The following is a 26,125-nucleotide window of genomic DNA, read 5'->3' on the forward strand; positions in this document are numbered from 1 at the left end:
ACTTCCAGGGTAGCGGCGGCCGCCGCTGCTGGCTCTGGGGGCGGCGGCGAACATTTTAGACTAATGAAGCCCACGTCGGCCGAAGGCGCCTGCCTGAGAGTCCGGGACTTGCGACGCCAATAATGAAAGGTAGCGTAGCTGATCCCCGCCTCGGCGCAGAAATCCTTAATCGACTGGCCCGAACTGGCCTGGCGCTCCACCAGGGCCTGCATTCTCTTTGCTTTATCCACGATTGCTTTTGCCCGCAAAACTCTTGCTCACTATACCCCTAAACAAGACGGGGTTGCTCGGACGCTTACACTGGAGCAGCGCTTGACGATCTTCTACGAGAAGTACAACAATAGCCGGGTGCATACAGCAATCGCTATGCTGCCACCAGCGCTATTTTGGGAGGCGTGGCAGCAAAATCAGGTCGTAAGGAGCAGGGATAAGCGCGGTCGCAATATCTTTAAGCTCAAACAACCACGCTACCTGCTATCGGGGAACCTGAAGCAGGAGGCTGCATCTCGCTTAGCCGCTGCTCGGCTCGAAGCCGATGAGCGGGTAGAAAATAAGGTGAACGGGCCCGTCACCAATACACAACCGCAGCTATCGGTAACCCGAACTGTACGAAAGTCCGATTAATAAGGGGGCAAACCAAGCTCCACCCCCACCACGCAGGACTGCCCATAAACCCCTATCTTATAAATGGCCTACAGGTACTCCTTTCGCACGGGGGACCCTACCGGTCATGTAACACTCAAAACAAAGCACAACAATGGAAACCAGGACAATAGCGGTGATCGGAGCCACGGGCGCCCAGGGCAAGGGAGTAGTCAATGCCCTGGTCCGGGAAGGCTCCTTTACGGTGCGGGCCATCACCCGTAAGCCGGATGACTACGGGGGCAAAGCCGATGCGGTAGTACACGGCGATCTGACGGACCCGGATTCGTTAACCCACGCCTTCCAGGATGCTTACGGGGCGTTCGTCGTCACCAATTTCTGGGAGGGGGCCGACGAGCTGGCCCAGGGCAAGCAGGCCGTTGAGGCGGCCCGGGAGGCAGGGGTAAAGCACTTCGTATGGTCCACCCTGCCGAACGTGGAAGAGATAAGCTCGGGGAAGTTCGAGGTGCCGCACTTCACCGGGAAGGCCAAGGTGGATGAGTACGTCAAGCGGGCCGGATTTGAATACTTCACCTTCGTGCAGGCACCCTTCTATTTTCAGAACCTGTCCGGTATGCTCGGTCCGCAAGCCCAACCCGACGGCTCTACGGGATGGACGCTACCCATCGACCCCGCCAAAAGGGTTATCCACATGGGCGACGTCAACGACCTGGGCAAGGTGGTGGCGGGGGCCTTCCTGCACCCCGACAAGGTGGGAAAGGGCAGCTACCTGTCGATGGCGGCCGGGGCCTACAGTTTCAACGATGTGCTGGAGGCTTACCAGGCCAACGGGAAGGAATATACCTTCAATCGGGTACCCGGAGAGCAATTCCCAACCTTCTTTGAAGGGGCGGGGGAAATCGCGCAGATGCTGGCCTACTTCGAGGCGTACACCTACCTGGGGCCGGATTCGGAGCATAGCCTCCAATCGGCCAGGGAGGTGGCAACGGGAAAATTCAAAAGCCTGAGTGAATGGGTCAAGCAAAATGTAGGTTGAGGTCTGAGAAATAGGTGGCCCACGATTCCGACCCCAGTGATGCGGCGAGCGTGTGTCAATTACAACCCATCCCAGCGCCCGCCATTAATCGCCTCGATGCCGTTGGCCTGCAGTTGGCGGGCCGCGATACCGCTGCGGTTACCGGAGCGGCAGCAGGTGATGATGTGCTGATTCAGCTGCCGCATTTTCGGCAGGGACTGCTCCAGTTCCTGCAGGGGAATATTGACGCTGTCTTCGCGGTGGCCCTGCTGGAATTCCTGGCGGGTGCGCACGTCGACAATCGTTCCCTGGGCCAGGGTGTCGGGGGAGATCTTTTCGTTTGATCCTCCGAAGAGTTTGGTTAGGAAGTCTAGCATGAAATCATGGTTGGGTAAAGGCATCGATCCGCTGGGATCGCGCGCTATGTGATGAGCGAGGTGCTGTTTCGCTACCCTACAAAGGTCGGGGGTGGGCCGGCCGCAGTCGGTGATGCAGGTCACAGTAGCGCGATTTTTCAATCCGGATCGGCGCGCTACACCTCCTGCCCCTTCAGCATCTGGTTCCAGTACATATAGGGTAGCATGTACTTCTTCAGCAGCCAGAGGCGGAAGTGTTCCTTGGAGCTGTCCTTGATGAGCATCTGCTTCAGCTTGGGATCGGGGGTGAAGTTGTTGTCGTAGTCGAATTCGGCCAGCACCATCTGCCCGTAGTCGGTGACGAGGGGGCAGGAGGAGTAGCCGTTGTAGGACAGGTTGCCCATCCGCTCGTGCTGGATCAGGCGGTGGAGGTTATCCACGATTACGGGCACCTGCTTGCGGATGGCGGCTCCGGTTTTGGCGGTGGGAACACCGGCCACGTCGCCGAGGCTGAAGACGTTCGCGTAGCGGGTGTGCTGCAGGGTGTGTTTGTCGACGTCGACCCAGCCCTTGGCGTTGGCCAGGGAGGAGGAACGTACGAAGGCGGGAGCCACCGAGGGCGGGGCCGTGTGGAGCATGTCGTAGTGGATACCGGTGAGGTCGCCGTCGGTTTCGGTACGCACGTCCTTGTGGTTATACTCCTTCATGTGGTCGGCGAAGCGGTACCAGGCGATGCGGTTGGGCCCGTCGACCCTGGTGAGCTGGTAGCCAAAGCGGAGGTTGATGTCTTTGCGGTCCACCACCTCCATGAGCGTTTTGGCGATCTGCTTGATGCCGAAGATGATGGTGCCGGAGGTAGCGAAGACCACTTCCACCCGGTCGCGCATGCCCTCGTTGGCCCAGTGGCTCTCGGCGAGGTACATGATCTTCTGGGGCGCGCCGCCGCACTTGATGGGGGTGGTGGGCTGGGTGAAGAGCGCCGTACCGCCCTGGAAATTCTTGATGACCCGCCAGGTATGCTCGGGGTCGGTGTAGACGCTGCAGACGACGCCCTGGTCGATGGCGTCCCCCAGGCCGGGTACCAGGCTGAAGTCGTAGGCCAGGCCGGGCGCCACGACGAGATAGTCGTAGGTGATGTCTCCGCTGCTGCCCGTGTGTACCGTATTGTTTTCCGGGTCGAAGCCGGTGGCGCGGTCCTGGATCCAGGCGGTCTTGCCGGGGATGACGGAGCCCATGGGGCGGGCCGTCCTGGCGTAGTTGTAGGTGCCGGCCCCGACGAGGGTCCAGGCGGGCTGGTAGTAATGGGTATCCGCGGGTTCGATGATGGCAATGTCGGTCAGTCCCTTTTGCCTGATGAGCTGGGCGGCCGTCATGATGCCACCGGTACCGCCGCCGATGATGAGAATTTGATAATGGTTGGGCATGGAGCGTTGAGGTTTCTCCAAAATTATCCGGGGGGTGCCGGCCGGTTGCTGATATCCATCACTGCGGTCGACCGAATGCATCACTTCACGCACCCCACATTACCCGCGGGAATGCCGGGGCACAGTCGCCCGCGCTTGCCTGGATACCGCAGAACGCCTAAATTAATTGGCATTAGTGAGCACCCCATTTGCCATATCCGCATCCGTCGTTTGACCGGTAGCCCAAGTAACCCCGCCATGCGATACACCCTTTGCCTTTTCCTGTTGCTGCAAGCCTGTTGGCTGCCGGCACAGATCATTGACGTACACCTCCACGGTTATACCGACCAGGATTACTGGGGCGGGCGACCGCACCCGTCCGGCGCGGAGTCGCCCCCGACGGCCGGGGAGCATATGCGGCAGACGATCGCCCTGATGGACCAGCACGACATTGAGTATGCGGTGGTGAGCGGCTCCCCCGAGGCTACCGCCCAATACGTCGCGGCGGATCCCCGCTTCATTCCGGGGTATATGGATGACGGGTCACTAATTCCCGTCTCCGAATTTGAGCAGCTCATCAAGGAGGGCAGGATCAAGGTATTCGGGGAGGTCAGCGGGGTGTACCGGGGTGCTACCCTGAACGATTCCATCTATCAACCCTACCTCGCCCTTTGCGAGGAGTACGGCATCCCCGTGGCCTACCATACCGGCGGTGGCCCGCCCATGACGCCCTATCGGTGCTGTCCGGAGTTCCGGATCTCCCTGGGCGACCCCTTCCTCATCGAGGACGTGCTCGTGCGGTACCCCAGGCTCCAGCTCTCCCTGATGCACGGCGGGGAGGTCTTCTTCGAACACGCCGTACGGATGATGACCATGTACCTCCACCTCTATGTCGACCTGGGCGTACTGCTCTGGGCCGCACCGCCGGTGCAGGACTACGCCGTCCGCCTGCTGAAGCTGGCCAAGCAGCACGGCGTCCTCGACCGGGTGATGTTCGGTTCCGACCAGATGGTGTGGCCGGGAGGAATCACGAAGTCCGTGGAGTTCCTGCATTCCCTCGACTTCCTGACGGAGGAGGAAAAACGGATGATCCTTTACGATAATGCGAGGCGGTTCCTTAAGCTGGAGTAGGTGCCGGGAGGGGCGCCCACGCGCCGCTTGGGCAGGCGTTCAGGGAACCGCAGATTTCGCAGATTAGTCGCAGATTTTCGCAGGCGTACTGTCCTACCTCTCAGTTAACGTCCTCCACTCGGCGAGTGGAAGCGCCCGCCTATGCGCCGCGGGGGCAACATCTGCGTGAATCCGCGAAACCAAATCAGCGGACATCTGCGGTTAAAAAAGCGAAGCGTGAGAAGCGTTCAGATCACCGCAGATTACACGGATTCGTCGCAGATTGCTTTCGGTAGTATCCTCATCTCAATCACTGCCTTCCACTCGGCGAGTGGAAGCGCCCTCCTACGCGCCGCGTGGGCAACATCTGCGTGAATCCGCGAAACCAAATCAGCGGACATCTACGGTGAGAAGACAATACTTGCGGGGAAGCGCCGGCCCGCCCATCAACCGGAAACCTCCAGCCGGCGGGTGGAGGGTCCGGCCGGGCAGCTCTCGCCAGCATTATTCACCATAAAATCCCCTATTATACTGGATGCATTCCTGATCATTCCACTACACTCCCTGCCCGCCATGAATATTTATCTACTGTCCTTGTCAGTACTGCTCGCGCTGCTCGTGGCAGGCTGCTCCCCCCAATCCTCCCCTGCGCCCCTGGCCGACGGCAATCGCGCCACCCCGGCCCCGCCGCTGCGCGTCCTGCACGACGGCTCGGAGCAGGAACGGGCGGCCCTCGACGAGCCCTTCGTGGGCGTCACCACCGAAGGGTCGGTGGTCCCCGGGCTGTACACCCTGCAGGCCACCGGGGTCAGTACCGCGCCGCTGCGGGAAGCGGTGAAGGCCTTCCGCGCCTCCCTCACCGACGAGCAAAGGGCCGCCAGCAGTTTCCCGATCGACGACGAGGAGTGGCGCCGGTGGACCAACATCGACATCAAGTACTACAAGCGACAAGGCGTCGGCCTCAACGAACTCACGCCGGAGCAGCGGGAACTGGGCCTGAACATCCTGCGTGCCGGACTGAGTCCGCAGGGCTACCAAAAGACCAAGGACATCCGCAAGATGGAAGGCTACCTCGCCCGCCTATCGGGGGCTTTCGAGGTCGTCGGCCCCGATCTGTACTGGTTCACCTTCTTGGGCGAGCCATCCACCACGGAGCCCTGGGGATGGCAGTTCGACGGCCACCACCTGGTCATCAACTACTTCGTCCTGGGCAACCAGGTAGTGATGACGCCCACCTTCATGGGCTCGGAACCAAGCTACATCGCATACGGAGAAGATGCCGGCACCCGCACCTTTGAACGGGAGGAAGCCCTTGGCATCAGTCTGTACCAATCCCTCACCGACCGCCAACGCCAGGCCGCCACCCTTTACGACCGCAAGGAAGAGAACTACACCCTGGCCGGCGCCTTTCACGACAACGCCGAGGTACCCTACGCCGGGGTACGCGCCTCCAACTTCACCCCGCGCCAGGTGAGCCTCCTGAGCGAATTGCTCGGGGAGTACGTCAACAATATGGCCGAGGGTCACGCCCGGGTAAAGATGGCCGAGGTGGAAAAGCACCTGCCCGATACCTGGTTTGCCTGGGTGGGCGATACCGGGGGCGGCGGCCCGTTCTACTACCGCATCCAGAGCCCCGTGATCCTGATCGAGTTCGACCACCAGCGGCCCGTCTTCCTGGAGGGTGACCGGCCCACCCGCGCGCACGTTCACACGGTGGTCCGTACCCCCAACGGCAACGATTACGGCAAGGACCTGCTTGGCCAGCACCTCGAGCGGCATCCGCACTGAGCGGTGTAGCGCCTTTTGAAAGCGATCCGATTCCGTCCCATCCGATTACGTAGTTTTTCCGTCACTGGCACCGAATGTCACCGTAGGCGCCGGAGCGCGGGTGCCGGGTAAAGTGGTTGCACCCGCCCCCTGCGGCACCCCTACCGTCCACAGTGCGCAACATCATCGCCGGCACTGATACAGGTCAGCCGGCCGGCCGGGGGGCGGGGATAATTTTGGGCCATCAACCGCCCATCCCCTATGAAATTCAACAGTGCCCCTATGGCCTTCTTGCTGACCTGCCTCCTGTGGCTCCCTGCCGGCGGCACCGCGCAAGTGCATTACGAAATACCCGACAATGGCCAGGGTACCATGCGGGTGTCAGGCACCTCCACCCTCCACGATTGGGAAATGGTCACGCACGAAATGACCGGAACCGCGGAATTCGTGTTTGCCCCCAAAGGCAAGCGCACGCTGACGGCCCTGCAAGCGCTCACCTTCGCCCTGGAGGTGGAGGATCTGAAAAGCGACAACAAGGGGCTGGACAAGAACGCCTACGCCGCGCTGATGTCCGACCGGCACCCCTGCATCCGATATTTCTTGTCGTCCGCCACGGTGGCCCCCGCGGGGGAGGGCTTCCTGCTCCGTACACGTGGCCGCCTCACCGTTGCCGGTACGACCCGCGACATTCAAATGGACGTCCGGGCCGTCGTCAACGCGGACGCCTCCGTCACCTGCACGGGCGCTTACACCCTGAACATGACCGAATACGGCGTGACACCCCCCTCCTTCATGCTCGGCGTGATGAAAACGGGGGAGCTGATCACCCTGGATTTCGTGGTCACCTACGCGAAGTCGGCGGGCGTCTAATAGCCTCTTATCCAACCACGAACAACGTTTGCCACCATGAAATATCTACCCCTCCTCATTGCCTGCCTACTTGCATCAAGCCTCTACGCCCAGCAGCCGGAGCTGCAGTTTTTCCGCCCGAATGACCTCCGCGGTCTCCACGTATTCGAAACTCCCAAGCTGGACACCGTGCCCTTCGACGGCGTAAAGGTCCGCGTAGGCGGCGACTTCGCGATGCAGTTCCAGTCGTTGAACCAGCAAAACGACGCCCGTAACCTGGTGGAACTCGGTACCAACTTCAACCTGCCCACCGCCAACCTGAACCTCGACGTGCAGTTGATGGAAGGCGTCCGGATGCACCTGACCACCTACCTCTCGGCCCAGCACCACCAGGAGGCCTGGGTGAAGGGCGGACACCTGCAGGTGGACAAGCTGGATTTCATCCGGCCCGGCTTCCTGGAAGGATTCATGAAGGTGGCTACGATCCGCGTCGGACTGGATGAGTTCAACTACGGGGATCCCCACCTGCGCCGGAGCGACAATGCGCGGGTCATCTTCAACCCCTTTGTGGGTAACTTCATCATGGACGCCTTTTCGACCGAGGCATTCGGGGAGCTGACGTTGCGGCACCATGGCCTGCTGGCCGTCGTGGGGGTCACCAACGGCAAACTGAACCAGAACGTCATTGTCAATCCAAATACCGACAACCAGTTGTCCTACTACGGGAAGGTAGGCGTGGACAACCAGCTGAACGAGGATCTGCGTCTCCGGCTTACCGCTTCGATCTACGCCAACCACGGCACCACCACGGGTACCTGGCTTTACGGTGGCGACCGCGCCGGCAGCCGCTACTACAAGGTCCTGCAGACCCTACCCGATTCCCTGGGCAATACGCAGGGCGGCGACTTTGAGGGACGGTTCAACGCCCGCTTCCTGAAAGTCACGGCCGTGCAGGTCAATCCCTTCATCAAGTACCGGGGCCTGGAGTTCTTCGGCGTAGTTGAAGTGGCCTCGGGCAGCAACGAGGGCAACCGTCCGGAATCGGGCCGGGAAGGAGCCTTCACTCAACTGGCCGCGGAAGTATTGTACCGCTTCGGCGCCGACGAGCGGTTTTACCTGGGCGGTCGCTACAACACCGTGCGGGGCAAAGCCACCGAAAACGCCACCGAGGATCTGCAGATCAATCGCCTGAATGTCGGCGGCGGCTGGTTCCTTTCCAACAACGTCGTCACCAAAATCGAATACGTCCAGCAGCGCTACACCGGCGATGCCTGGACCGGTCGGTTCGCCGGGGCGGAGTTCAGCGGGGTTAACCTGGAGGCGGGTATTAGTTTTTGAGGGGGGGCACGCCAGACCCATTCCCGTACACGCATCATCGGGAGACCCATTCCTATACACGCATCGCCGCGAGGCCCATTCATCCGGACGATTTATCGCGAGGCCCATTCCTCCGTGGCGTCGGAATTGACCCCGCTAGGGAGTGGCCGTCCCTTTCAGGGCCGGGCCTGGGGGTGCCGGTCAGGCCGGGGGGGTCTCTACGCGAGGACCGCTACCATACACGCAACATCGCGAGGCCCATTCCTCCGTCCCGTCGGAATTGACCTCGCTAGGGAGTGGCCGTCCCTTCCAGGGCCGGGCCTGGGGGTGCCGGGCAGGCCGGGGGGCGCCAGCTTCCACCCGCACGGCCTAATTTAGAGCCATCCAGTCCCTCACCCCGCTAAACAATTATTTATGCAAGCCACTCCGGAACACCACGCGCGCATCGCCCGCATGACCTTTGCCTCCGTGTATCCCCATTACGTGACGAAAGTGGAAAAGAAGGGCCGCAGCCGGGCGGAACTGCACACGGTGATCGAATGGCTGACCGGCTACAATGAAAAAGACCTGCAGCAAATCATCGCCGAACGGCAAACCTTCGAGACATTCTTTAAGCGAGCCACCCTACACCCGAACGCGCACCTGATCACGGGCACGATCTGCGGCTACCGCATCGAGGAACTGGACAACACCCTGACCCGCCAGGTACGCTACCTCGACAAGCTGGTGGACGAACTCGCCCGCGGGCGCAAACTGGAAAAGATCCTGCGCCCCGACCCGCCCGCTCCGAAATAGGCAGCCGCCGGTTATCAGGAACATCCACCACCCCTCGCTGTTCCCCAATAAACAATCCAATGTCAAAAGTGAAAGCATGGGCCGCCCAGGAGCCCAAAGGAAAACTGCAACCCTTCGAGTACGAGGCTGGCCCGCTCGGTCTGGAGGACGTAGAAGTTGAAATCGAATACTGCGGGGTCTGCCACTCCGACCTCTCCATGCTCGACAACGAGTGGGGCATCACCACCTACCCCTTCGTACCCGGCCACGAAGCCATCGGCAAGGTGGTCGCCCTGGGAGATATCGCCAAGGAGAAAGGACTGAAGGTCGGCCAGCGCGTAGGCGTGGGCTGGACGGTGAAGAGCTGTCTCCACTGCGAATACTGCCTGCAGGGCGACCAGCAGATGTGTACTTCGGTACAGCCCACCATCGTCGGCCACCACGGTGCCTTTGCCCAGTCGATCCGCACCCACTGGGTGTGGGCGGTGCCCATTCCCGAGGGTGTGTCCCCCGACTCGGCCGGCCCCCTGCTCTGCGGCGGCATCACCGTCTTCGCTCCCCTGCTGGACAACGCCATTTCACCCACCGACAAGGTGGGCGTCTTCGGCATCGGAGGCCTGGGGCATATGGCCCTGAAATTCCTCAAGGCCTGGGGCTGTGAAACCACGGCTTTCACCTCCTCCCCCTCGAAACACGACGAGGCCCGCGCGTTCGGCGCCACCCACATCGCTTCCAGTGTCGACTCCGAGGAAATGGGGGCACTGGCGGGCAAGTTCGACTTCATCGTCATTTCCGCCAACGCCTCCCTCGACTGGGACGCCATCATCGCCATGCTGAAGCCCGGGGGCAAGCTGCACATCGTAGGAGCCGTACTCGAGCCCATCCCGGTGCACGTCATGTCGCTCATGCTGAGCAAGCGGTCCATCTCCAGTTCGCCCACCGGCAACCGGAGCCAGATGGACAAGATGATGCAGTTCGCCGCCCACCACCAGGTGGCCCCCCAGGTGGAGCACTTCCCCATGAGCAAGGTGAACGAGGCCATGGACCACCTGCGGGCGGGCAAGGCCAGCTACCGCATCGTTTTGGAGGCGGATTATTAGTCAGCATAAGCTACGCCAGATCAGCTAGGGCCTTCCGTACGGGAGGCCCTTTTTTATGCGTAATACAAGGTGGCAGGCATCGTGGTCCGTGGAGATGCAGCGCCCCCCCTGTTGGCGGCGGAGCGCGGGATCCGTGGTCGGTGGATCAATCCCCTACCATCGATTTTTCCTCCCCGAAATTTCTGCAATTGTCCGTGTGACCCTTCCCGAAAAAAGCCGTCAGACGGAAGCTGAAACCGCGCTACATTACCGCCCCTTACAAGGGAAAAACGCCGCTCAATAGATGTATACCCTCCTGCTGCTCACCTTCGTGGTGGGCTACTTCTGCATCGCCCTGGAACACCCCCTCAAGATTGACAAGACGGCGTCGGCCCTGCTCACGGGGGTCCTTTGCTGGACGGTGCTGGTCATGGGGCAGGAAGCCCTTTTTCCCGGCGGGGTAGCGCCCGGTCTTCTCGAGGAGACCATTCTGCTCCACGTCGGCGAGATCGCCGAGATCCTCTTCTTCCTGCTCGGCGCGATGACGATCGTGGAGCTGATCGACACCCACGGCGGCTTCCAGGTGATTACGGAGCGCATCCGAACCACCGACCGGGTGAAGCTGCTCTGGATTCTGGGCTTCGTCACCTTTTTTCTCTCCGCGGTGCTGGACAACCTCACCACCACCATCGTCATGGCCACCCTGCTCAAGAAGCTGATCCGCGACAAGGAAGACCTCTGGTTTTTCGGCGGCATGGTGGTCATCGCCGCCAACGCCGGCGGCGCCTGGTCGCCCATCGGCGACGTCACCACCATCATGCTCTGGATCGGCGGGCAGGTCACCGCCCCCAGCATCGTGGCCGGACTGCTCCTGCCGAGCCTGGTCTGTCTGCTGGCGCCCCTGGCCGTCCTCTCATTCACCAAGCGGGGCAGCGTATCGCCCCCCAGCCGCTTCGACCTTGAGAACGGCGGCGGCGGCGGCCTCCACCACCAGCCGGTGGCCGTCAGCCCCGGCGAGGCTTCGCTGGTGCTCTGGCTGGGCATCATCGCCCTCCTCTTCGTGCCCGTCTTCAAGACCGTGACCCACCTGCCCCCCTTCATGGGCATGCTGCTCAGTCTGGGCGTGCTGTGGGTGGTCACCGAGCTCCTCCACAAGCGCAAGCCCGAAGACGAGCGCCACTCCCTGTCGGTGGCCGGGGTGATCCGGCGGGTGGACACCCCCAGCATCCTGTTCTTCCTGGGCATCCTGCTGGCGGTGGCCAGCCTGCAGACCGCCGGCCACCTGAGCCAGATGGCGGTCATCCTGAACGATACCTTCGGCAACATCTACGTAATCAACCTCATCATCGGCCTGGTGTCCGCCATCGTCGACAACGTGCCCCTGGTGGCCGGTGCCATGGGTATGTACTCCCTGGCCGACTACCCCCAGGACTCCAATTTCTGGACCTTCCTGGCCTACTGCGCCGGCACCGGTGGCAGCAGCCTGATCATCGGTTCGGCCGCCGGCGTGGCCATCATGGGCCTGCTGAAGATCGACTTCATCTGGTATCTGAAGCGCATCACCTGGCTGGCCCTGGTGGGCTACTTCGCCGGTGCGGTGGTGTACTATCTCCAGCACGGCCTCTAGGGTTTTATACGGCACCCGCGCTCCGGCGCCCCCCCTACTACTACGACCCCGTCTATGCCCCACCCCCGGCCCGCGCTGCTGTTGCTGCTGTTGCTGCTCACCTCCGCCGCCTGCGCCCAGAAAACCGTCGACACCCAGCAACTCGGGTGGGTGAGGTACCACCTCCGCCTCCCGCTCCAGGGGCCGTACGCCCTGCGGCAGGAACTGGAGGAACGCGCCTACTGGTTCCCGTGGCGGCAGCACCAGCTGGTTTCCCGTAGTGTAATCGAGCGCCGCTTAGGCCGGGACTGGAACGCCGGTCTCGGCCTCACCGTTTTCCGGCAGTCGCTGCCCCACGATCCCCACGCCGTGATCACCCAGACCCGCACCGAAGTCCGCCCCATGCTGGAGCTGGCCGGCCTGCAACCCCTGAACGATAAGCTGGCCCTCCACCACCGCTACTGGGCTGAGCTGCGGTACTTCGGCGGGACCGATGGCGGACTGTCCTTCGCCAACTACCGCTTCCGCTACCGCCTGGAGCTGCGCTACCGCCCCCACCCCGAGTGGCAGTTGCGCGCCTTCGACGAGATCATGGTGAACGCCGGTCGGCAGGTGGTGGCCAACACCTTTGACCAGAACCGCTACGGCGGCAGCCTGCAGTACCAGTTCAGCAAGCAGGTGGGCGCCGAGCTAGGCTACCTCCGCTGGTTCCAGCAACGGAGCAGTGGCGATGAATTCTACGACCGCCACATCGTCCGCCTCACCCTTCACCATCAGTTGCCGGCGCCGCGGCGCGACTAACGCCTAGCCTATGTCCGAGTTATTCAATTCCCTGACGATTCCCTTCCTCCTGGCCATGTTCCTCGCCGTGAATATGGGGGGCAGCGGCACGGCCCCGGCCTTCTCGGCGGCCTACGGGGCCAGCGTGATCCGCCGGTCGCTCATTCCGGGGCTCTTCGGGGTGATGGTGCTTGCCGGGGCCCTGCTGGCCGGGCAGGAGGTTTCCCTGACGCTGGGCAAGGGGCTGCTGGACCAGTCTTACTTCACCCCCCTGATTACCTCCCTTATCCTGTTTTCCATCGGCATCACCCTGCTGGTTTCCAACCTGATCGGCGTACCCCAGTCGACCAGCCAATCCACGGTACTCTCCATCGCAGGGGCGGCCACGGCGCTGGAGGGGCTCAATACGCGGAAACTGTTCTACGAGATCATCCCCACCTGGGTCATCCTGCCCATCGTGGCCTTCGTGATCATGCTCTTCTTTTCGCTGTTCATCCTCCCCCTGTTACGGCGGACGATCTTCAACACCGACTACGCCCACCTGCGGCACCACCCCTTCCTGAAGGCCCTGCTCATCTTCAGCTCCCTCTACGTAGCCTTCTCTATAGGCGCCAACAACGTGGCCAATGCCGCGGCGCCCATTGCCTCCCTCACCGCCAACGAACTGGGGCCCCAGGCCGCCGGCAACTTCCTGCCCATCATCATCCTTTCGGTCCTCATCGTGGCCCCCTGCTTCGCCATCGGCAGTTCGCTGCTGGGCCACCAGGTGACGGAGACCACCGGCAAGGAGATCGTGCAGGTGAGCCCCTTCACGGCCACCGTCATTGCCCTCATCGTGGCCACCCTCTTGCTCTACGCCTCAGTGCAGCAGGGCATCCCCACCTCCCTGGTGCAGCTGAACGGGGCGGCCTTCATCGCCCTGAGCATCAGCAAGAAGGGCTGGCAACAGACCTTCTCCAACCGCACCGTGAGGTTGTTCTTCTCGGTCTGGGGGGTGGCGCCGGTGATGGCTTACATCCTGACTTACCTGTTGGTCCTCGCCCTCGTCTAGCACCTGGTTACCGGCTTGCGCAAGATCAGCGCGCGGGCTGACCCATGTCAGCTTCCCGCCCCGGGTGCCCCGATCCCTTTGGTCTGCTTATCCGGATTCCCAGCGCCTGGGCCCCGGAGTAAGTTGACCAACGATGAATGTACCGACCGCCCCCCTTTGCCTCCTGTTCCTTTACCTGCTGCTGACGGGCAGCCAAGTCCATGCGCAGACGCGCTACCTCATCGACAGCAGCCAGGGGACGGAACTCCAACTCCGGGGCACCTCCACCCTTCACGACTGGCAGATGGTGGCCACTACGGTGACCGGAGCGGTGGAATTCGCCTTTACCCCGGATGGTACAGGCGACCTGTCCGCCCTGGAATCAATGGCCTTCTCCCTCAAGGTGCAAGACCTGTGCAGCGGCAACCGCGGGCTGGACAAAAACGCCCACCGCGCCCTGAATGCCGAAGCCCACTCCTCGATCACCTACGTCCTGGCTTCCTCTACCCTGTCCCGGGTACAAGACGGCTACCGGCTGCAGACCCGCGGCCGGCTCACCATTGCCGGCACCGCCCGCGACATCAAGATGGAAGTCCGCCTGGTCGTCGGGGACAACGGCACCATCACCTCCCGCGGCACCCACGAACTGAAAATGACCGACTACGGGGTCACGCCGCCCAGCTTCATGCTCGGGGCGATGAAAACGGGGGACGATATGACCCTGGAATTTACCGTCGTATTCAAAAAATCACCGGGCGCCTAGCCGCCCGCTATTGTAGTGCCATAAATCCGACGTGATGAAAACCATACTCCTGTTCCTCTCCTGCACGCTGGCCGCCACCCTGGCCGCCCAGCCGGGCCAACTGCAGTTTTTCCGTCCGAACGACCAGTACGGGCTGACCACCTTCGAAGCCGCCAAGGCGGATACCCTGCCCTTCGACCGGGTGGCGGTGCGCGTCGGCGGAGACTTCGCCATGCAGTTCCAGGGCCTCGGCCAAAGCAACGACGCCGGCAACCTGGTAGAGCTCGGCACCAATTTCAACCTGCCCACCGCCAACCTCAACCTCGACGTGCAGCTGTCCGACGGCCTGCGGATGCACCTGACCACCTACCTCTCCTCCCGCCACCACGCGGAGGCCTGGGTGAGGGGCGGCTACCTGCAGGTCGACAAGCTCGATTTCATCGCCCCCGGTTTCCTGGCGGGCCTCATGGAGGTGGCCACCCTCCGGGTGGGGATGGATGAATTCAACTACGGCGACGCCCACTTCCGCCGGACGGACAACGCCCGGGTCATCTACAACCCCTTCGTGGGCAACTACCTCATGGATGCCTTCTCCACCGAAGCCTTCGGCGAGGTTACCCTGCAGCACCACGGACTGCTGGCCGTCATCGGCATCACCAACGGCAAGCTCAATCAGAATGTGTTAGTCAACGACCGCAGCGACAACCACCCCTCCTTCTACGCCAAGGCGGGCATCGACCAGCGGGTAAACGATGAGCTCCGGATGCGGCTTACGGTATCCGTATACACCAATCCGGGACAGACCACCGGCACCTGGCTCTACGGGGGCGACCGCTCCGGCAGCCGGTACTACGGGGTGCTCCACACGGTGGCCGACAGCCTGGGGCAAACCCAGGGCGGCGACTTTGAAGGCCGTTTCAACGCCCGCTTCACCAAGCTGGTCGCCGTACAGCTCAACCCCTTCATCCAGTACCGGGGCCTCGAGTTTTTCGGGATCCTCGAACGCGCCGCGGGCAACAACAACATTCCCACGCCGGAAGGCAACCGGGAAGGTGCGTTTACCCAGCTGGCCGGTGAAGTCGTGTACCGCTTTGGTCGGGGCGAGCGGTTCTACCTGGCCGGCCGCTACAATACTGTCCGCGGCAAGCGCACCGAGAGCGACCCGGAAGACCTCACCATCAACCGCCTGAACCACGGGGGGGCTGGCTCCTCACCCCCCACATCGTGACCAAGGTGGAGTACGTCAGCCAGCGGTACACCGGCCCGGCCTGGACGGGAAGGTTCGCCGGTGCCGAGTTCAGCGGCATCAACCTGGAGGCAGGCATCAGCTTCTGAGGGGCGGCGGGGCGCGGGTGCCAACGCCTGTTTTGCTGGCAACCGGCAAAATTTAAAACTCCGGGCTCCCCGAAACGGGAAGCCCGGAGTCGGGTTTGGATGATCGCCTTTAGCTGCTTTGGTTAGCGCTGAATCAGCAAGCGGCGGGTCTGGAGGCCCCACTCCCCTATTGCGCTCAGGGTGTATACACCCGGCACAAAATGGGCACTGGATAAATCGATAATCAGGCTCGATTCGCCCGCCTCCACTTCACGTTCCCACACCTTCCGGCCGCGCAGATCAAACAGGATAATCCGGGTCTCGGAGGGAAGTGCCGTGAGAGAAACCTTGACCGAGCCTGTCGCCGGGTTCGGGTACACCTCCAGCTGCGGGCTTACCTCCACCGCACTCGCCGGCCTATCGTCCCCGTCATTCGCGGATTTGTTATTCGCCTTCCGGTTGCCGCCACCGCCGCCTTTGCCGGCGTGCACCTGCAGGTTGCCTCCGCCGAGCAGCTGCTGGACGGTTTGGGTGCCGTCCCAGTGACTGGCGTAGCGCAGGCCGCCGTCGTTGTCGTACAGGGTCAGTCCGATCAGGTCCATATCGCCGGGCTCGCCGTTGTCGGTCATCACGACCTGGAAATCGCCGTTGCCAAATACGAAGACCGGGTTGTTGGGATCGGTGACGTCCTGGACGTTGGCCTTGCCGTAGAATATCGCTTGTCCGGAGTTTGGATCAAATGCCAGCGAAGTCATCCTGTTGCCCTTCACCTGATAGGTGTGGCGCACCCCGTCGGCTTCCGTACGCCGGATGAGCGTCCGTATGTTACCCTGCAGCCTGGTACCGGCCTTGTTGTAGCGGATGTTGAAGCCGAAGTTGTTCTTCGAGCCCGCATCGCCGGCCAGCGGCCCGGCCGAACTTTCGAGGATGAGGTACCCGCCGCCGGTCACGAAGTTATCCAGCGGTTTGGAGATGGTGATGACCTCGTCGTCTTCCACCGCGTCCCGGCTGTAGTAGCCGCAGACCCGTATACCGATGGCGAAACTCTCGGAATCGGCGTTGCCGATATCCACGCCGGCCCAGGTATAGACCGCTATGCCGACTGTGGGGTCGCCGGGGTCGATCGGCACGACCGGAATCGGTGTGGCGTTGATCACGCCACCATCCCGATCGATGAAATCGACCGTGGCGTAGCCGATATCTCCCGGTGCCGTATCCCCGCTGGCATCCGGCGTAAGGCTGATGTCCCGGATCGTGGCGCTGAGCAATACGTCAGCCGTACTGCTGTTCTTGCTGGACGTAGCCACAAACAACGCGCCGGTGTAGGTAATGCGCGCATCTTCGGGCTCGATGGTGAAGGGGATGTCCTCGTCCGAGCTGGGCTGGTACATGGTAGCCGTTCCGGCGTAGGTGACATCCACGTCATACCCATTGACCGGATCGGAATCACAGCCCGCCGAGGGCTCCTGGTCGATCAGCAGGCTGGCCGTAGCCACGCCGCTCGTCTCGGTAGTGGCCGACACCGTTTGGTCGCCAATCGTGAAGACCACGGTCTGGCCGGCAATTCCACCTCCGGAGAGGTCATCGGTCAACAGTGCCTGCAGGGCCACGGTATCGGAGTACTGCACCGACTCCTCCCCCTGGTAGACCAGCGTGGTCGGGCGTTTGAGTACCCTTACCGTCGTCTGGCAGTCATCCGAGTTGCCACTTGCATCCTGAGCAGTTAGCGTAACGTTGAAAGTGCCCAATGCACTAAAGTTATTGGGAATGACCCAGAGGCTGCTCACGGCGCAGTTGTCGGTGCTGCCTGCGTCGATGGCGTCTATGTCATCGTTGGTTAGCGTATAGTTGCCACCGAGCCCCATGAAGACGTCGATGGGCTGGCAGAGCACTGTGGGGGGTATGTTGTCCTGTACCGTAACGATAGCATTGCATACGGAGGAATTGCCGTTGACATCGGTCACCGTCAGTGTGACCGGGTTCTGGCCGAGGTCGTCGCAACCGAAGGTTGTCTGGCTCAGGCTCATTTCGGCGATGCCGCAGGCGTCGCTTGAACTGTTGTTTACCGCCTCGGCCGTCGTCGTGCCTACGCCCGCTGCATTAAGCTGCACGATCACGTTTTGACAACTGGCAGTGGGGAATTCAATATCCGTCACCGTTACCTCAATACTGCAGGGCTCGCTATGGTTACCGGAAGGATCGCTGGCACTAAAGGTTACCATTGTCGTCCCAACCGGGAATCGTTCCCCTGCCAGGGTACTTCCGTGGTTGTAGTCATTGGTGATGGTCAAGTTCCCGCAGTTGTCCGTAGCCGTTGCATCGAATTCCGTACCCTGCGCCGTGTAGAAGCATTCCCCGGGATCGTTATTTCGGTTCTGGGGCGTAGCTACGCAGGTAACGGCCGGGGGTACTTCATCGACCACCGTCACCGTCGCCGTACAAGTCGATTCGGCGCCTTTATCGTCGGTTACCGTCAGGGTGACATTCGTCACGCCCAGGCCATAGGGTCCGGCGGGCGATACGCTGAACGTCAGGGGATCTCCATCGGGATCCGTGGAGTCGAAGTCAAAGGCTTGGGCTAACGCAGTTCCCTGACAGTCAGCGTCGGCCGGGACGGTGATGTTTTGGCAGCTGGCGACCGGCGGCTGGTTGCAGGGGAAATTGGTATCAACAATTGTAAGGGTAATAGTGCATGTGGTCTGATTGCCATTAATATCATTTTTGAAGATGGTAATGGGATTAGGACCAAGGTTCGCACAGGTATAAACTGTAGGTCCCGTGAAACCTACGCCTCCCGGTAAACCACAGTTGTCGGTCTGTGACACCACACCCGGGCCATCCACCAGAGGATTAAATTGTACGGTGCCATCCGCACCCAGCTCTAGGGTCACATCCTGACAGGTAATGACCGGCGGCTCATCGTCAATAACCTTGATGGTATGGAATACTTCAACAGCGTTGCCGGAACCATCAGCGACCTGGTATCTCCGCACGATGATCCGCGAATTGGCGGCGTTGCCGATGGCGCCGTTGTCCGTTTCATCTACGTAGCTGACCTGAACCGGGCCGCAATTGTCTGCTTCGCCGATCACCACTGCCGGGTCGGGAGCGGGGACGTCCGAATCACAGGCGTAGGTGGAGGTCGCCGGGTCGGAGGCTGCTGGGGGCAGGTTATCCAACACGGTTACCCGGGCCATACATTCATCGGTAAGGGAAGCCCCGTCGGTGACCGTAAGGGTAACCATGAGGTTTACATCCCCCAGGTCGGTGCAGGTAAACAGGGTGCGGTCGAGCGACAGCGTCACGGCGCCACAATCGTCGCTGCTGCCCATATCCACGGCTTCCGGGGTAAGGGTGGCGGTTCCGAATTCGTCGAGGTATACCGTCACGTCCTGACAAAGAGCCTCCGGAGGTGTATCGTCCACGTTCTGACATACACAATCGACGTCCAGAAAGTCTGTCGTACAGTCATTGCCGTCATCGCAACTGGCCTCATCGACCAGGCAGCGGGTATCCTGTGTCCCCCCGCCGGTGACGGTGGCGGTCTGGGAGCATAAGCCCTCGCCGGTATAGCTCTCAAAAGTGCTGGAGGGCGGGTCGGGGAGGCTGGCTACACTATTGGAATAAAAAACCGTGGCGGGGTCGGAAACCACGCGCACTTCCCACCGCACCGCAGTTGGATTGAAGGCCACCTCCATCCCTTGCAGGGCATTGGTATAAATATTTCGACCGGTATGATCAGTACCCGTCTGAACGAAATCCAGGGTTATACCTCCGAAACAATAACTGGTCACCGCGACGCCGTCAAAGGTAGGGTCACAGCCGTCGGGGGCCCCGTCACCGTCACGGTCCAACTTGTCGTCAAAACCCGGACAGGCATCGACATCGTTGCAAACGCCATCGTTGTCGTCATCACCGCCGGCGGCGCTGCAGGGGTCCGGTCCGGCCGTATCCTGCGTGCCGGTGCCGGTAACCGAAACGGGTGCGTCCAGCGGCGGCGGGCAGAGGTTGGTCCCATGGTAAGTGGCTGCGAGGCTGCTGGGGGGATCGGGGGCAAAGGAATTCGTTCCCGTTGCGTAGAAGACGAACTGGGCATCATTGATGACGCGGATCTCCCAGCGCATCAATAGCGGGTTATAGGCAATACGAAGGCTGGAATTGGTCGTTGGGTCCCCATCGTCGTCGATATACTGGTTACGGCCGTCTACCGTAGCGTCGTAGGAGAAATTAACGGTATCGGGCCCGAAACAGGGTGCCACTACCCTTATGGTTCCCGCTTGTGCGGACAGGGCCAGAGAAATCAGCAGCAGGAACAGGGTAGTAAAGCATTTCATGGCTTGAAACTTTATGTTTGTTCACTCAGATAGTGTGTGGGGTGCCGCGGGCGCGTACTGGCCTATGGTAAAGGGATAAGCTGTTCAGGTATCAGTTCCTGCTTGGAAAAAGGCCGACAACGGCCATGGAATAGCCAATCCCCAGCAAGGGGTTCCTGATATTGAAGGGTACGTTAGCGCCGGTATTGGCAATAGAAAGCGTTCCAGCTCCCGACTGTCCGGCGCCGGGGGGAACGCTGGTATATATGGTTTCTCCGGCGGAGTTGACCGCCAGGTGTTTGTTTTCACCTGCTCCCTCCAGACCGGGACCCGCCCCCATACGAAGGGTTCCCTGGTGATTATGCGCGGGCAGATTGTTCACCGTGAGCAATACATCGCTGCGTCCGCCGCGTCCTCCTATTTGTATACTGGCGAGCCCTGGTCCCTGCCCATTGTGCACCGCCAGTCTGCCGCGCAGGTCCGGAAGGGCGAAGGTGGTCGTTCCATTGCCGCCGAATTGCGTACCCAGCAAGGAATACAACGACTGATTTTGGCTAATGGGTAAAATTTGCCCTTCGCAGAGGACCCACCCGCGCGGCGGAAAGTTGAATCCGAATACCTGCACCTGTCCGAGAAATGGTTCCATGTTGAAAAAGGGTGAAGTGAGTGAAATAAGGTCGGTAAACCAGCAGAGCGTTGGTCGATCAGCCCGTTCGGCAGAGGATGCCCGCACCGTTCTGCAACCGAATAATTTCCCGGTGAGGCAGATGGTCGTTGGGTAGTATGTGGAAATGTCGCAGGCGGTCCGCGTGACCTTCCGTCAGTCCGGCGAGACTTGTCAGGTGGTTATGGGTAGCATAGAGGGTGTGCAACCGGGTCAGGCCGGCTACGGGTGCCAGGGAAGTCAGTCGGTTATGCTGCACGAACAGCGATTCCAGGTGGGTAGCTCCCTCGATACCCTTCAGGGAGGTGATCCGGTTATTATGCAGAAACAAGTGGCGCAGTTCGGTGTGGCGGACGAGCTCCGTCACACCGCTCAGGGCCATATCGGATACCGAAAGGAAACGCAGGTGATACAGGGGTATCAGTCCGGAAAGGTTGGTCAGCGGTGTGGTGACGTTGGGGTGCATCGCCAGCGGCCCGGCGAACCGGAGGGTATCGATGTTCAGCAACAAAAGCATCAGCTGATCGTCGTGGGGAGGCTCCGCGGTGGGCCCTGACTCAAACACCACCTCGTTGTAGGCCATCTTCCATTGCAGTTCCAGCTCCCGCCACCAGCCGCGGGCGCGCTGCAGTTCCGAAGACGTGGTTTTGATGATGAAATTCATGCCGGGGAGTTAAGTGCGAGAGGGGAAAATGCCTACCAGCGCGATCGCGTGGAGGATGCCGAGGTACGGGTTGCGGATGTCGAAGGACTGATTCGACCCGGTGTTGCTAACAGCCAATTGGTTGGCCGCCAGCTGGCCGGCAGCGGGGGCTACTGAAGTGAAAATGGTTTCACCGGCGGAGTTGGCCGCCAGGTAAGCTCCGTCGCCGGTGGCCAGCAGTCCCGGTCCGGCACCCAGTTTAAGCGTGCCATCGTGGCTGTGGCTGGGTAGATTGGAGGTGATCAGAATTACCGACTCCCGACCCGATTTTTCCCCCCAACTGACCGGGCTCAGTCCGGGGCCCGAGCCGTAATGTACAGCAGACCGACCCCGCAGGTCGGGCAGGCCAAAGGTGGTACTGCCGTTGCCACCAAAGGTGGTACCCAGCAGCGCGAATACTGCGGAGTAAGCATGAATGGACAAGAGCTGTCCATCGCAGCTGGCCCAGTTGCGGGGCGCGAAGTTGAAGCCGAAGATCTGTACCTGGCCAATAAAGGGTTCCATGAAATAATGGTTTAAGGAAGTGAAGTAAGCTCAGTAGGTAGCCGCGCGCAACCGTCCCTTATGGAGTGACAGAGCAATTGTTTTTCCGTCCGCATTGAGGAAAGTGAGACCCCCTGGTCGGCGATTCAGTACCTGCACCGGATGCGCCAGCCGGTCCAGGATATCCGGCGTCATAGCCGGGTACTCCAGCAGTTGGGCACGAAACGCTTTGAGTAAATCCGCTTCTTGCGTACCGGCACCCCGGTTCATTGCGGCAAGCCCCCCGGTGACCAGGGATCCCGCCGTAAGTGCCAGACAAGAGACTAATGTTCTTCTATTCATAATACATGATTATGGTGATGCTTTCGGTCAATTCAATTCCTGCAACGGTCCACCAACAGGAGCAGCAAGCCTACGGAGGCCGTAGAGCAGAGGCGTGGGTTTGACCAGAACGGTCGGGGTACCGTTACCGTAAACGGTCCCACCGGGGGCGGCCCAGGTTGATGATGTGCGATCGGCTGTAGTCTCGACTCGACGCACGCTGGCTTATCCTCCGGCTTGCAGCGGACGGCAGCGGGTGTACTACAGGATCAATGCTTCGTGAAGAAAATTTCCCGGCGTGAAGGCTCGGATAGACAGTGCATGCCTGAAATTGAGACTAAGGCGGGGGCGGCGGAAAGGGATCCTGGATCAAAATATTAATTACAGGAATCTAACGGGGCAGTAGTACGCGTCTACCACCTAATCCCAAATGTCCAGGATGAGGTTCAATCCCTATGGAATACCACTTTAAAATTAGGTGTTTAAACTACACCAGTCAATAACCTCCCTCACATCTTTGATTATTTATTTTCCACCATGGGGGTTCACCGCTGCATACGGCATCTTGTGGGTGGGTAAACGCGGTGGTAATTGCCGGCTTGAAGAATTACTGCGCCCTCATCTTCTTCAAAACGGCCTTGCTGATGAACCCGCGCGGCCTGCTTAATCCAGCCTCGCGAGCATCGGCAGGCGATGCGGCAAATGCGATTCACCAAGCCTGGACGAGATCCTGCAATACCAGGCTACCCTGGAATCCTGTCTCCGGGGCAGCCCGGGAGGTGGAAAGGGCCGGTCTGAAGGTCAGGAAACTGAATCCTTCGGAACTGGAGGTGCCGGAAGAGTTCCAGGTGCAACTGGATGCCTCCCCCAAGCTGAAGACCGCCTTCGAGAGCCTCACGCCGGGCCGGCAACGGGCTTATTTGATGCACTTTGCCTCCGCCAAGCAGGCGAAGACCCGGGTGGCGCGGGTCGAGCGGTACATCCCGCACATTCTCGACGGGAAGGGCATCGACGACCGCTAGCTACTCTGCCGCGACGATCCGGAGCAGACTTTTGGCCTGGGCCGCCCGTTGGCGGGCCATCGCCACCGTATCGCCGAGGGCCGTCAGGTGACCCATTTTCCTGAAAGGCCGCGTTTCCGCCTTGCCGTAGAGGTGGGGGTGTACTTCGGGGATGGCGAGCACGTCCATCCAGCCCTGGTAGCGGGTCGGGCCCCGACTGCCTTCCTCTCCGAGCAGGTTGATCATGGCGGCGGGGCGCAGGAGCTGGGGATCGCCCAGGGGCAAGCCGAGTATGGCACGCAGGTGCTGTTCGTACTGGCTGGTGGCACAGGCCTCAATGGTGGGGTGTCCGCTATTGTGGGGGCGGGGCGCTACCTCGTTGACCAGCAGTTCACCGTCGCGGGTCAGGAAGAGTTCGACGGCGAGCAGTCCTACGATCTCCATCTTCTGGGCTACGTCGACGGCCAGTTTGCTGGCGCGACCGTCGGTATCGCCGTCGAGGGCGGCCGGACAGATCAGGAACTCTACCAGGTTGGCGGTGGGGTGGAATTCCATTTCCACGGTAGTGAATACCTTGACCTCGCCCGTGGCGGAGCGGGCCACGATCACGGCCAACTCCTTCTCGATATCGGCCAGGTCTTCGATCAGGCTCGGCCCTTCCAGCAGCCGCTGCTCCAGGTCTTGCCGCGTACGAATGACGGACACCCCCTGCCCGTCGTAGCCTCCCGTACGAGTCTTCTGTACGAAGGGCAGTTGCACGGCACCCGCGTTCACCGCCCGTATGATCTCCTCCTTGCTACCGAACAGCTGAAAATCGGTGGTGGCGATGCCGTGGTCGGCGTAGAATTGTTTCTGCAGACCCTTGTCCTTGATCAGGTCAATCACGGCGGGCTGGGGGTAGACCTTCACCCCGGTTTTTTCCAATTCGTGCAGCGCGCGGGTATCGATGTGCTCGATCTCGATGGTGAGCACGTCCAGGCCGTGGGCAAAGGCCATCACGTCCTCATAATCGCGGAAATCGCCGTGTTGGAATACCGTGGCGTAGGGCGCAGCGGGGAAATTCTCGTCGCGGTCGAGCACGTAGATGGGCAGGTGCCACTCGCTGGCCGCCTGACAGAGCATTTTACCGAGTTGGCCGCCGCCGAGGATGCCTAGTTTGGGAAAGTTGGACATGGAGCTAAGGTAGCTGTCGTACCGGAAACACGATATCGGGAATCCGTTTTCTTTGCGTGGTTGGTCAACACGGGCTGAGGGCTTTCAAGCCCGATGGTACCTCCCCACTCTGCCAGCCTCCCAGGCAACTTGCCGGCTCAAGCCGTCGCTACACGGGCTGAGGGCTTTCAAGCCCGATCGTACCTCCCCACTGCCAGTCTTTCGAGCAACTTGACGGCTCAGGCCGTTGCTAGACGGGCTGAAGGCTTTCAAGCCCGATATCACCGCCGCGCCGCCGGCCTTTCGAGCAGCGTGACGGCTCAAGCTGTCGATGATTTACTCGTAGCGGCGGCTTGAGCCGCCTTGCTGCAGTTTTTCGAGCAGCTTGACGGCTCAAGCCGGCGCTACATGGGCTGAAGGCTTTCAAGCCCGATTTCAATGTCCCACCGCCAGTCTTCCGAGCAGCGTGACGGCTCAAGCCGGCGCTACAGGAACGGGCTGAGGGCTTTCAAGCCCGATATCACCGCCGCGCCGCCGGCCTTTCGAGCAGCTTGACGGCTCAAGCTGTCGATGATTTACTCGTAGCGGCGGCTTGAGCCGCCTTGCTGCAGTTTTTCGAGCAGCGTGACGGCTCAAGCCGGCGCTACAGGAACGGGCTGAGGGCTTTCAAGCCCGATCGTACCGCAACGCCGCCTGTATCCAGAATGCACCCCACGGCTAACTGAAAAACCTTAAGCAACTCCGGTTGCGTTAACTTAGTACCAAGTTGCCTGCCATGTCACAGTTACTTACCGCCGCGGAAACTATCGCCCAGCTGCCCACCATGCGTTGGACCCTCGACCGCTACCACAAGATGGTGGAGGCGGGGTTGTTGGACGAATACGATCGGGTGGAACTGTTGTTTGGAAAACTGGTGCAAATGTCTCCTGTAGGAATTTTACACGGAAAGACCGTCAACAACCTTTTGCGTCACTTCACGCGCATTTTGCCCGAGGAAAACTACACGGTCGGCATTCAGAACCCCGTAACGTTGATCGACGATTCGGAACCCGAACCCGACCTTTACGTAGCAAAAGGTCCACTTAAATCGTATGACCGCCATCCCTTTCCCGAGGATCTTTATCTGGTCGTGGAGGTTTCCGACAGCACGCTTAACCATGACCGCACGGCCAAAAAGATAGCCTACGCCGTGGCCGCCATAGAAGAATACTGGATCGTCAATATCTACGAGAAGCAGATCGAGCGATTCACCGACCCCCTCCCGGCGGAGGGCACCTACGCAAAGCAGGAAATATTTAAAGCAGGAAGCACCTTTTCCAGTCTGCAACTGGGTGATTTTGCCGTGGACGATCTGCTCGTAGCCGCGGCTTGAGCCGCCTTGCTGCCAGTCTTTCCAAGCAGCTAGACGGCTCAAGCCGTCGCTACACGGGTTGAGGGCTTTCAAGCCCGATTCCCCCGCCCCACTGCCAGTCTCCGAAGCAACTTGCCGGCTCAAGCCGTCGCTACACGGGCTGAGGGCTTTCCAGCCCGATTCCTCCGCCCCACCGCCAGCCTCCCAAGCAGCTTGACGGCTCAAGCCGTCGCTACATAACGGGTTGAGGGCTTTCAAGCCCGATTCCTCCGCCCCACCGCCAGCCTCCCAAGCAGCTTGACGGCTCAAGCCGTCGCTACACGGGTTGAGGGCTTTCAAGCCCGATTCCCCCGCCCCACTGCCAATCTCCCAAGCAGCTTGACGGCTCAAGC

Annotated in this window: 22 protein-coding genes; 14 read left to right on the plus strand and 8 right to left on the minus strand. The window is 60.9% G+C overall.

What is annotated here, in order from left to right; translation table 11 throughout:
- A partial coding sequence (gene tnpA, locus E4021_RS18630; RefSeq protein WP_406603364.1) for an IS66 family insertion sequence element accessory protein TnpA occupies window positions 1-212 on the minus strand: 212 nt, incomplete at its 3' end.
- Between the two features lie 545 nt (window positions 213-757).
- Between tnpA and E4021_RS16220 the strand changes: the two genes are divergently transcribed.
- Window positions 758-1,639, plus strand: coding sequence for an NmrA/HSCARG family protein (locus E4021_RS16220; protein WP_136460432.1), 882 nt, complete (start codon window positions 758-760; stop codon window positions 1,637-1,639).
- A gap of 59 nt (window positions 1,640-1,698) precedes the next feature.
- Here E4021_RS16220 and E4021_RS16225 read toward each other — a convergent pair whose 3' ends face one another.
- Both E4021_RS16225 and E4021_RS16230 read right to left on the minus strand, forming a co-directional pair.
- Complete coding sequence (locus E4021_RS16225) at window positions 1,699-1,995, minus strand: rhodanese-like domain-containing protein (protein ID WP_136460433.1); 297 nt, start codon at window positions 1,993-1,995, stop codon at window positions 1,699-1,701.
- A gap of 155 nt (window positions 1,996-2,150) precedes the next feature.
- The gene (locus E4021_RS16230; protein WP_136460434.1) at window positions 2,151-3,398 is read right to left on the minus strand and encodes an NAD(P)/FAD-dependent oxidoreductase; all 1,248 of its coding nucleotides are present in this window, start codon (window positions 3,396-3,398) and stop codon (window positions 2,151-2,153) included.
- A gap of 237 nt (window positions 3,399-3,635) precedes the next feature.
- Between E4021_RS16230 and E4021_RS16235 the strand changes: the two genes are divergently transcribed.
- From E4021_RS16235 to E4021_RS16285, 11 genes are all read left to right on the plus strand, one after another.
- Entirely contained in the window at window positions 3,636-4,508 is an 873-nt protein-coding gene (locus E4021_RS16235; protein WP_168797658.1) for an amidohydrolase family protein, read from the plus strand.
- Window positions 4,509-5,081: 573 nt separating this feature from the next.
- Window positions 5,082-6,275, plus strand: a complete 1,194-nt coding sequence (locus E4021_RS16240) for a DUF3500 domain-containing protein (protein ID WP_211097052.1) — start codon at window positions 5,082-5,084, stop codon at window positions 6,273-6,275.
- A gap of 261 nt (window positions 6,276-6,536) precedes the next feature.
- On the plus strand, window positions 6,537-7,124 hold the full coding sequence (locus tag E4021_RS16245) for a YceI family protein (protein WP_168797659.1): 588 nt from the start codon (window positions 6,537-6,539) through the stop codon (window positions 7,122-7,124).
- 36 nt (window positions 7,125-7,160) lie between these two features.
- On the plus strand, window positions 7,161-8,441 hold the full coding sequence (locus E4021_RS16250) for a hypothetical protein (RefSeq protein ID WP_136460438.1): 1,281 nt from the start codon (window positions 7,161-7,163) through the stop codon (window positions 8,439-8,441).
- A 393-nt stretch (window positions 8,442-8,834) separates the two neighbouring features.
- Entirely contained in the window at window positions 8,835-9,215 is a 381-nt protein-coding gene (locus E4021_RS16255; protein WP_136460439.1) for a DUF2200 domain-containing protein, read from the plus strand.
- Between the two features lie 59 nt (window positions 9,216-9,274).
- Entirely contained in the window at window positions 9,275-10,294 is a 1,020-nt protein-coding gene (ahr, locus tag E4021_RS16260) for an NADPH-dependent aldehyde reductase Ahr (protein WP_136460440.1), read from the plus strand.
- A 283-nt stretch (window positions 10,295-10,577) separates the two neighbouring features.
- Window positions 10,578-11,900, plus strand: coding sequence for a sodium:proton antiporter NhaD (nhaD, locus tag E4021_RS16265; RefSeq protein WP_136460441.1), 1,323 nt, complete (start codon window positions 10,578-10,580; stop codon window positions 11,898-11,900).
- Between the two features lie 54 nt (window positions 11,901-11,954).
- Window positions 11,955-12,680, plus strand: coding sequence for a DUF2490 domain-containing protein (locus tag E4021_RS16270; protein ID WP_136460442.1), 726 nt, complete (start codon window positions 11,955-11,957; stop codon window positions 12,678-12,680).
- Window positions 12,681-12,690: 10 nt separating this feature from the next.
- Window positions 12,691-13,710: an inorganic phosphate transporter gene (locus tag E4021_RS16275; RefSeq protein ID WP_136460443.1), complete on the plus strand. Its 1,020-nt coding sequence runs from the start codon at window positions 12,691-12,693 to the stop codon at window positions 13,708-13,710.
- A gap of 133 nt (window positions 13,711-13,843) precedes the next feature.
- Window positions 13,844-14,452, plus strand: coding sequence for a YceI family protein (locus E4021_RS16280; protein ID WP_136460444.1), 609 nt, complete (start codon window positions 13,844-13,846; stop codon window positions 14,450-14,452).
- A gap of 34 nt (window positions 14,453-14,486) precedes the next feature.
- The gene (locus E4021_RS16285) at window positions 14,487-15,659 is read left to right on the plus strand and encodes a hypothetical protein (RefSeq protein ID WP_211097053.1); all 1,173 of its coding nucleotides are present in this window, start codon (window positions 14,487-14,489) and stop codon (window positions 15,657-15,659) included.
- Window positions 15,660-15,888: 229 nt separating this feature from the next.
- Here the strand turns inward: E4021_RS16285 and E4021_RS16290 are convergent, their stop codons facing one another.
- From E4021_RS16290 to E4021_RS16305, 4 genes are all read right to left on the minus strand, one after another.
- A complete protein-coding gene (locus E4021_RS16290; RefSeq protein WP_136460445.1) occupies window positions 15,889-20,079 on the minus strand; it encodes an HYR domain-containing protein in 4,191 nt (1,396 codons plus the stop codon).
- A 91-nt stretch (window positions 20,080-20,170) separates the two neighbouring features.
- Window positions 20,171-20,704: a phage tail protein gene (locus E4021_RS16295; protein ID WP_136460446.1), complete on the minus strand. Its 534-nt coding sequence runs from the start codon at window positions 20,702-20,704 to the stop codon at window positions 20,171-20,173.
- Window positions 20,705-20,762: 58 nt separating this feature from the next.
- Window positions 20,763-21,386 carry a leucine-rich repeat domain-containing protein gene (locus E4021_RS16300; protein WP_136460447.1) on the minus strand — a complete coding sequence of 208 codons (624 nt, stop codon included), beginning with the start codon at window positions 21,384-21,386 and terminating at the stop codon, window positions 20,763-20,765.
- A gap of 9 nt (window positions 21,387-21,395) precedes the next feature.
- The gene (locus E4021_RS16305; protein WP_136460448.1) at window positions 21,396-21,929 is read right to left on the minus strand and encodes a phage tail protein; all 534 of its coding nucleotides are present in this window, start codon (window positions 21,927-21,929) and stop codon (window positions 21,396-21,398) included.
- A gap of 1,079 nt (window positions 21,930-23,008) precedes the next feature.
- Between E4021_RS16305 and E4021_RS18200 the strand changes: the two genes are divergently transcribed.
- Window positions 23,009-23,251, plus strand: a complete 243-nt coding sequence (locus E4021_RS18200) for a YdeI/OmpD-associated family protein (RefSeq protein ID WP_168797660.1) — start codon at window positions 23,009-23,011, stop codon at window positions 23,249-23,251.
- Here E4021_RS18200 and E4021_RS16315 read toward each other — a convergent pair whose 3' ends face one another.
- Window positions 23,252-24,403, minus strand: a complete 1,152-nt coding sequence (locus E4021_RS16315; RefSeq protein ID WP_136460450.1) for a 5-(carboxyamino)imidazole ribonucleotide synthase — start codon at window positions 24,401-24,403, stop codon at window positions 23,252-23,254. It abuts the gene before it with no gap.
- 754 nt (window positions 24,404-25,157) lie between these two features.
- Here E4021_RS16315 and E4021_RS16320 point away from each other — a divergent pair.
- Window positions 25,158-25,754 (plus strand): Uma2 family endonuclease, encoded by a 597-nt coding sequence (locus E4021_RS16320; RefSeq protein ID WP_136460451.1) that lies wholly within the window; start codon window positions 25,158-25,160, stop codon window positions 25,752-25,754.
- Window positions 25,755-26,125: the final 371 nt, after the last annotated feature.

The organism is Neolewinella litorea (assembly GCF_004803465.1).
GTDB lineage: Bacteria > Bacteroidota > Bacteroidia > Chitinophagales > Saprospiraceae > Neolewinella > Neolewinella litorea.

Excerpts from the sequence above, each read along its gene's own strand:
- E4021_RS16315 (WP_136460450.1), bottom strand. The coding sequence starts at position 24,403 with ATGTCCAACTTTCCCAAACTAGGCATCCTCGGCGGCGGCCAACTCGGT.
- E4021_RS16235 (WP_168797658.1), top strand. The coding sequence starts at position 3,636 with ATGCGATACACCCTTTGCCTTTTCCTGTTGCTGCAAGCCTGTTGGCTG.
- E4021_RS16290 (WP_136460445.1), bottom strand. The coding sequence starts at position 20,079 with ATGAAATGCTTTACTACCCTGTTCCTGCTGCTGATTTCTCTGGCCCTG.
- E4021_RS16245 (WP_168797659.1), top strand. The coding sequence starts at position 6,537 with ATGGCCTTCTTGCTGACCTGCCTCCTGTGGCTCCCTGCCGGCGGCACC.
- E4021_RS16305 (WP_136460448.1), bottom strand. The coding sequence starts at position 21,929 with ATGGAACCCTTTATTGGCCAGGTACAGATCTTCGGCTTCAACTTCGCG.
- E4021_RS16270 (WP_136460442.1), top strand. The coding sequence starts at position 11,955 with ATGCCCCACCCCCGGCCCGCGCTGCTGTTGCTGCTGTTGCTGCTCACC.
- E4021_RS16230 (WP_136460434.1), bottom strand. The coding sequence starts at position 3,398 with ATGCCCAACCATTATCAAATTCTCATCATCGGCGGCGGTACCGGTGGC.
- E4021_RS16275 (WP_136460443.1), top strand. The coding sequence starts at position 12,691 with ATGTCCGAGTTATTCAATTCCCTGACGATTCCCTTCCTCCTGGCCATG.
- E4021_RS16295 (WP_136460446.1), bottom strand. The coding sequence starts at position 20,704 with ATGGAACCATTTCTCGGACAGGTGCAGGTATTCGGATTCAACTTTCCG.
- E4021_RS16255 (WP_136460439.1), top strand. The coding sequence starts at position 8,835 with ATGCAAGCCACTCCGGAACACCACGCGCGCATCGCCCGCATGACCTTT.
- E4021_RS16300 (WP_136460447.1), bottom strand. The coding sequence starts at position 21,386 with ATGAATTTCATCATCAAAACCACGTCTTCGGAACTGCAGCGCGCCCGC.
- nhaD (WP_136460441.1), top strand. The coding sequence starts at position 10,578 with ATGTATACCCTCCTGCTGCTCACCTTCGTGGTGGGCTACTTCTGCATC.
- E4021_RS16250 (WP_136460438.1), top strand. The coding sequence starts at position 7,161 with ATGAAATATCTACCCCTCCTCATTGCCTGCCTACTTGCATCAAGCCTC.
- E4021_RS16320 (WP_136460451.1), top strand. The coding sequence starts at position 25,158 with ATGTCACAGTTACTTACCGCCGCGGAAACTATCGCCCAGCTGCCCACC.
- E4021_RS16225 (WP_136460433.1), bottom strand. The coding sequence starts at position 1,995 with ATGCTAGACTTCCTAACCAAACTCTTCGGAGGATCAAACGAAAAGATC.
- ahr (WP_136460440.1), top strand. The coding sequence starts at position 9,275 with ATGTCAAAAGTGAAAGCATGGGCCGCCCAGGAGCCCAAAGGAAAACTG.
- E4021_RS16280 (WP_136460444.1), top strand. The coding sequence starts at position 13,844 with ATGAATGTACCGACCGCCCCCCTTTGCCTCCTGTTCCTTTACCTGCTG.
- E4021_RS16220 (WP_136460432.1), top strand. The coding sequence starts at position 758 with ATGGAAACCAGGACAATAGCGGTGATCGGAGCCACGGGCGCCCAGGGC.
- E4021_RS16285 (WP_211097053.1), top strand. The coding sequence starts at position 14,487 with ATGAAAACCATACTCCTGTTCCTCTCCTGCACGCTGGCCGCCACCCTG.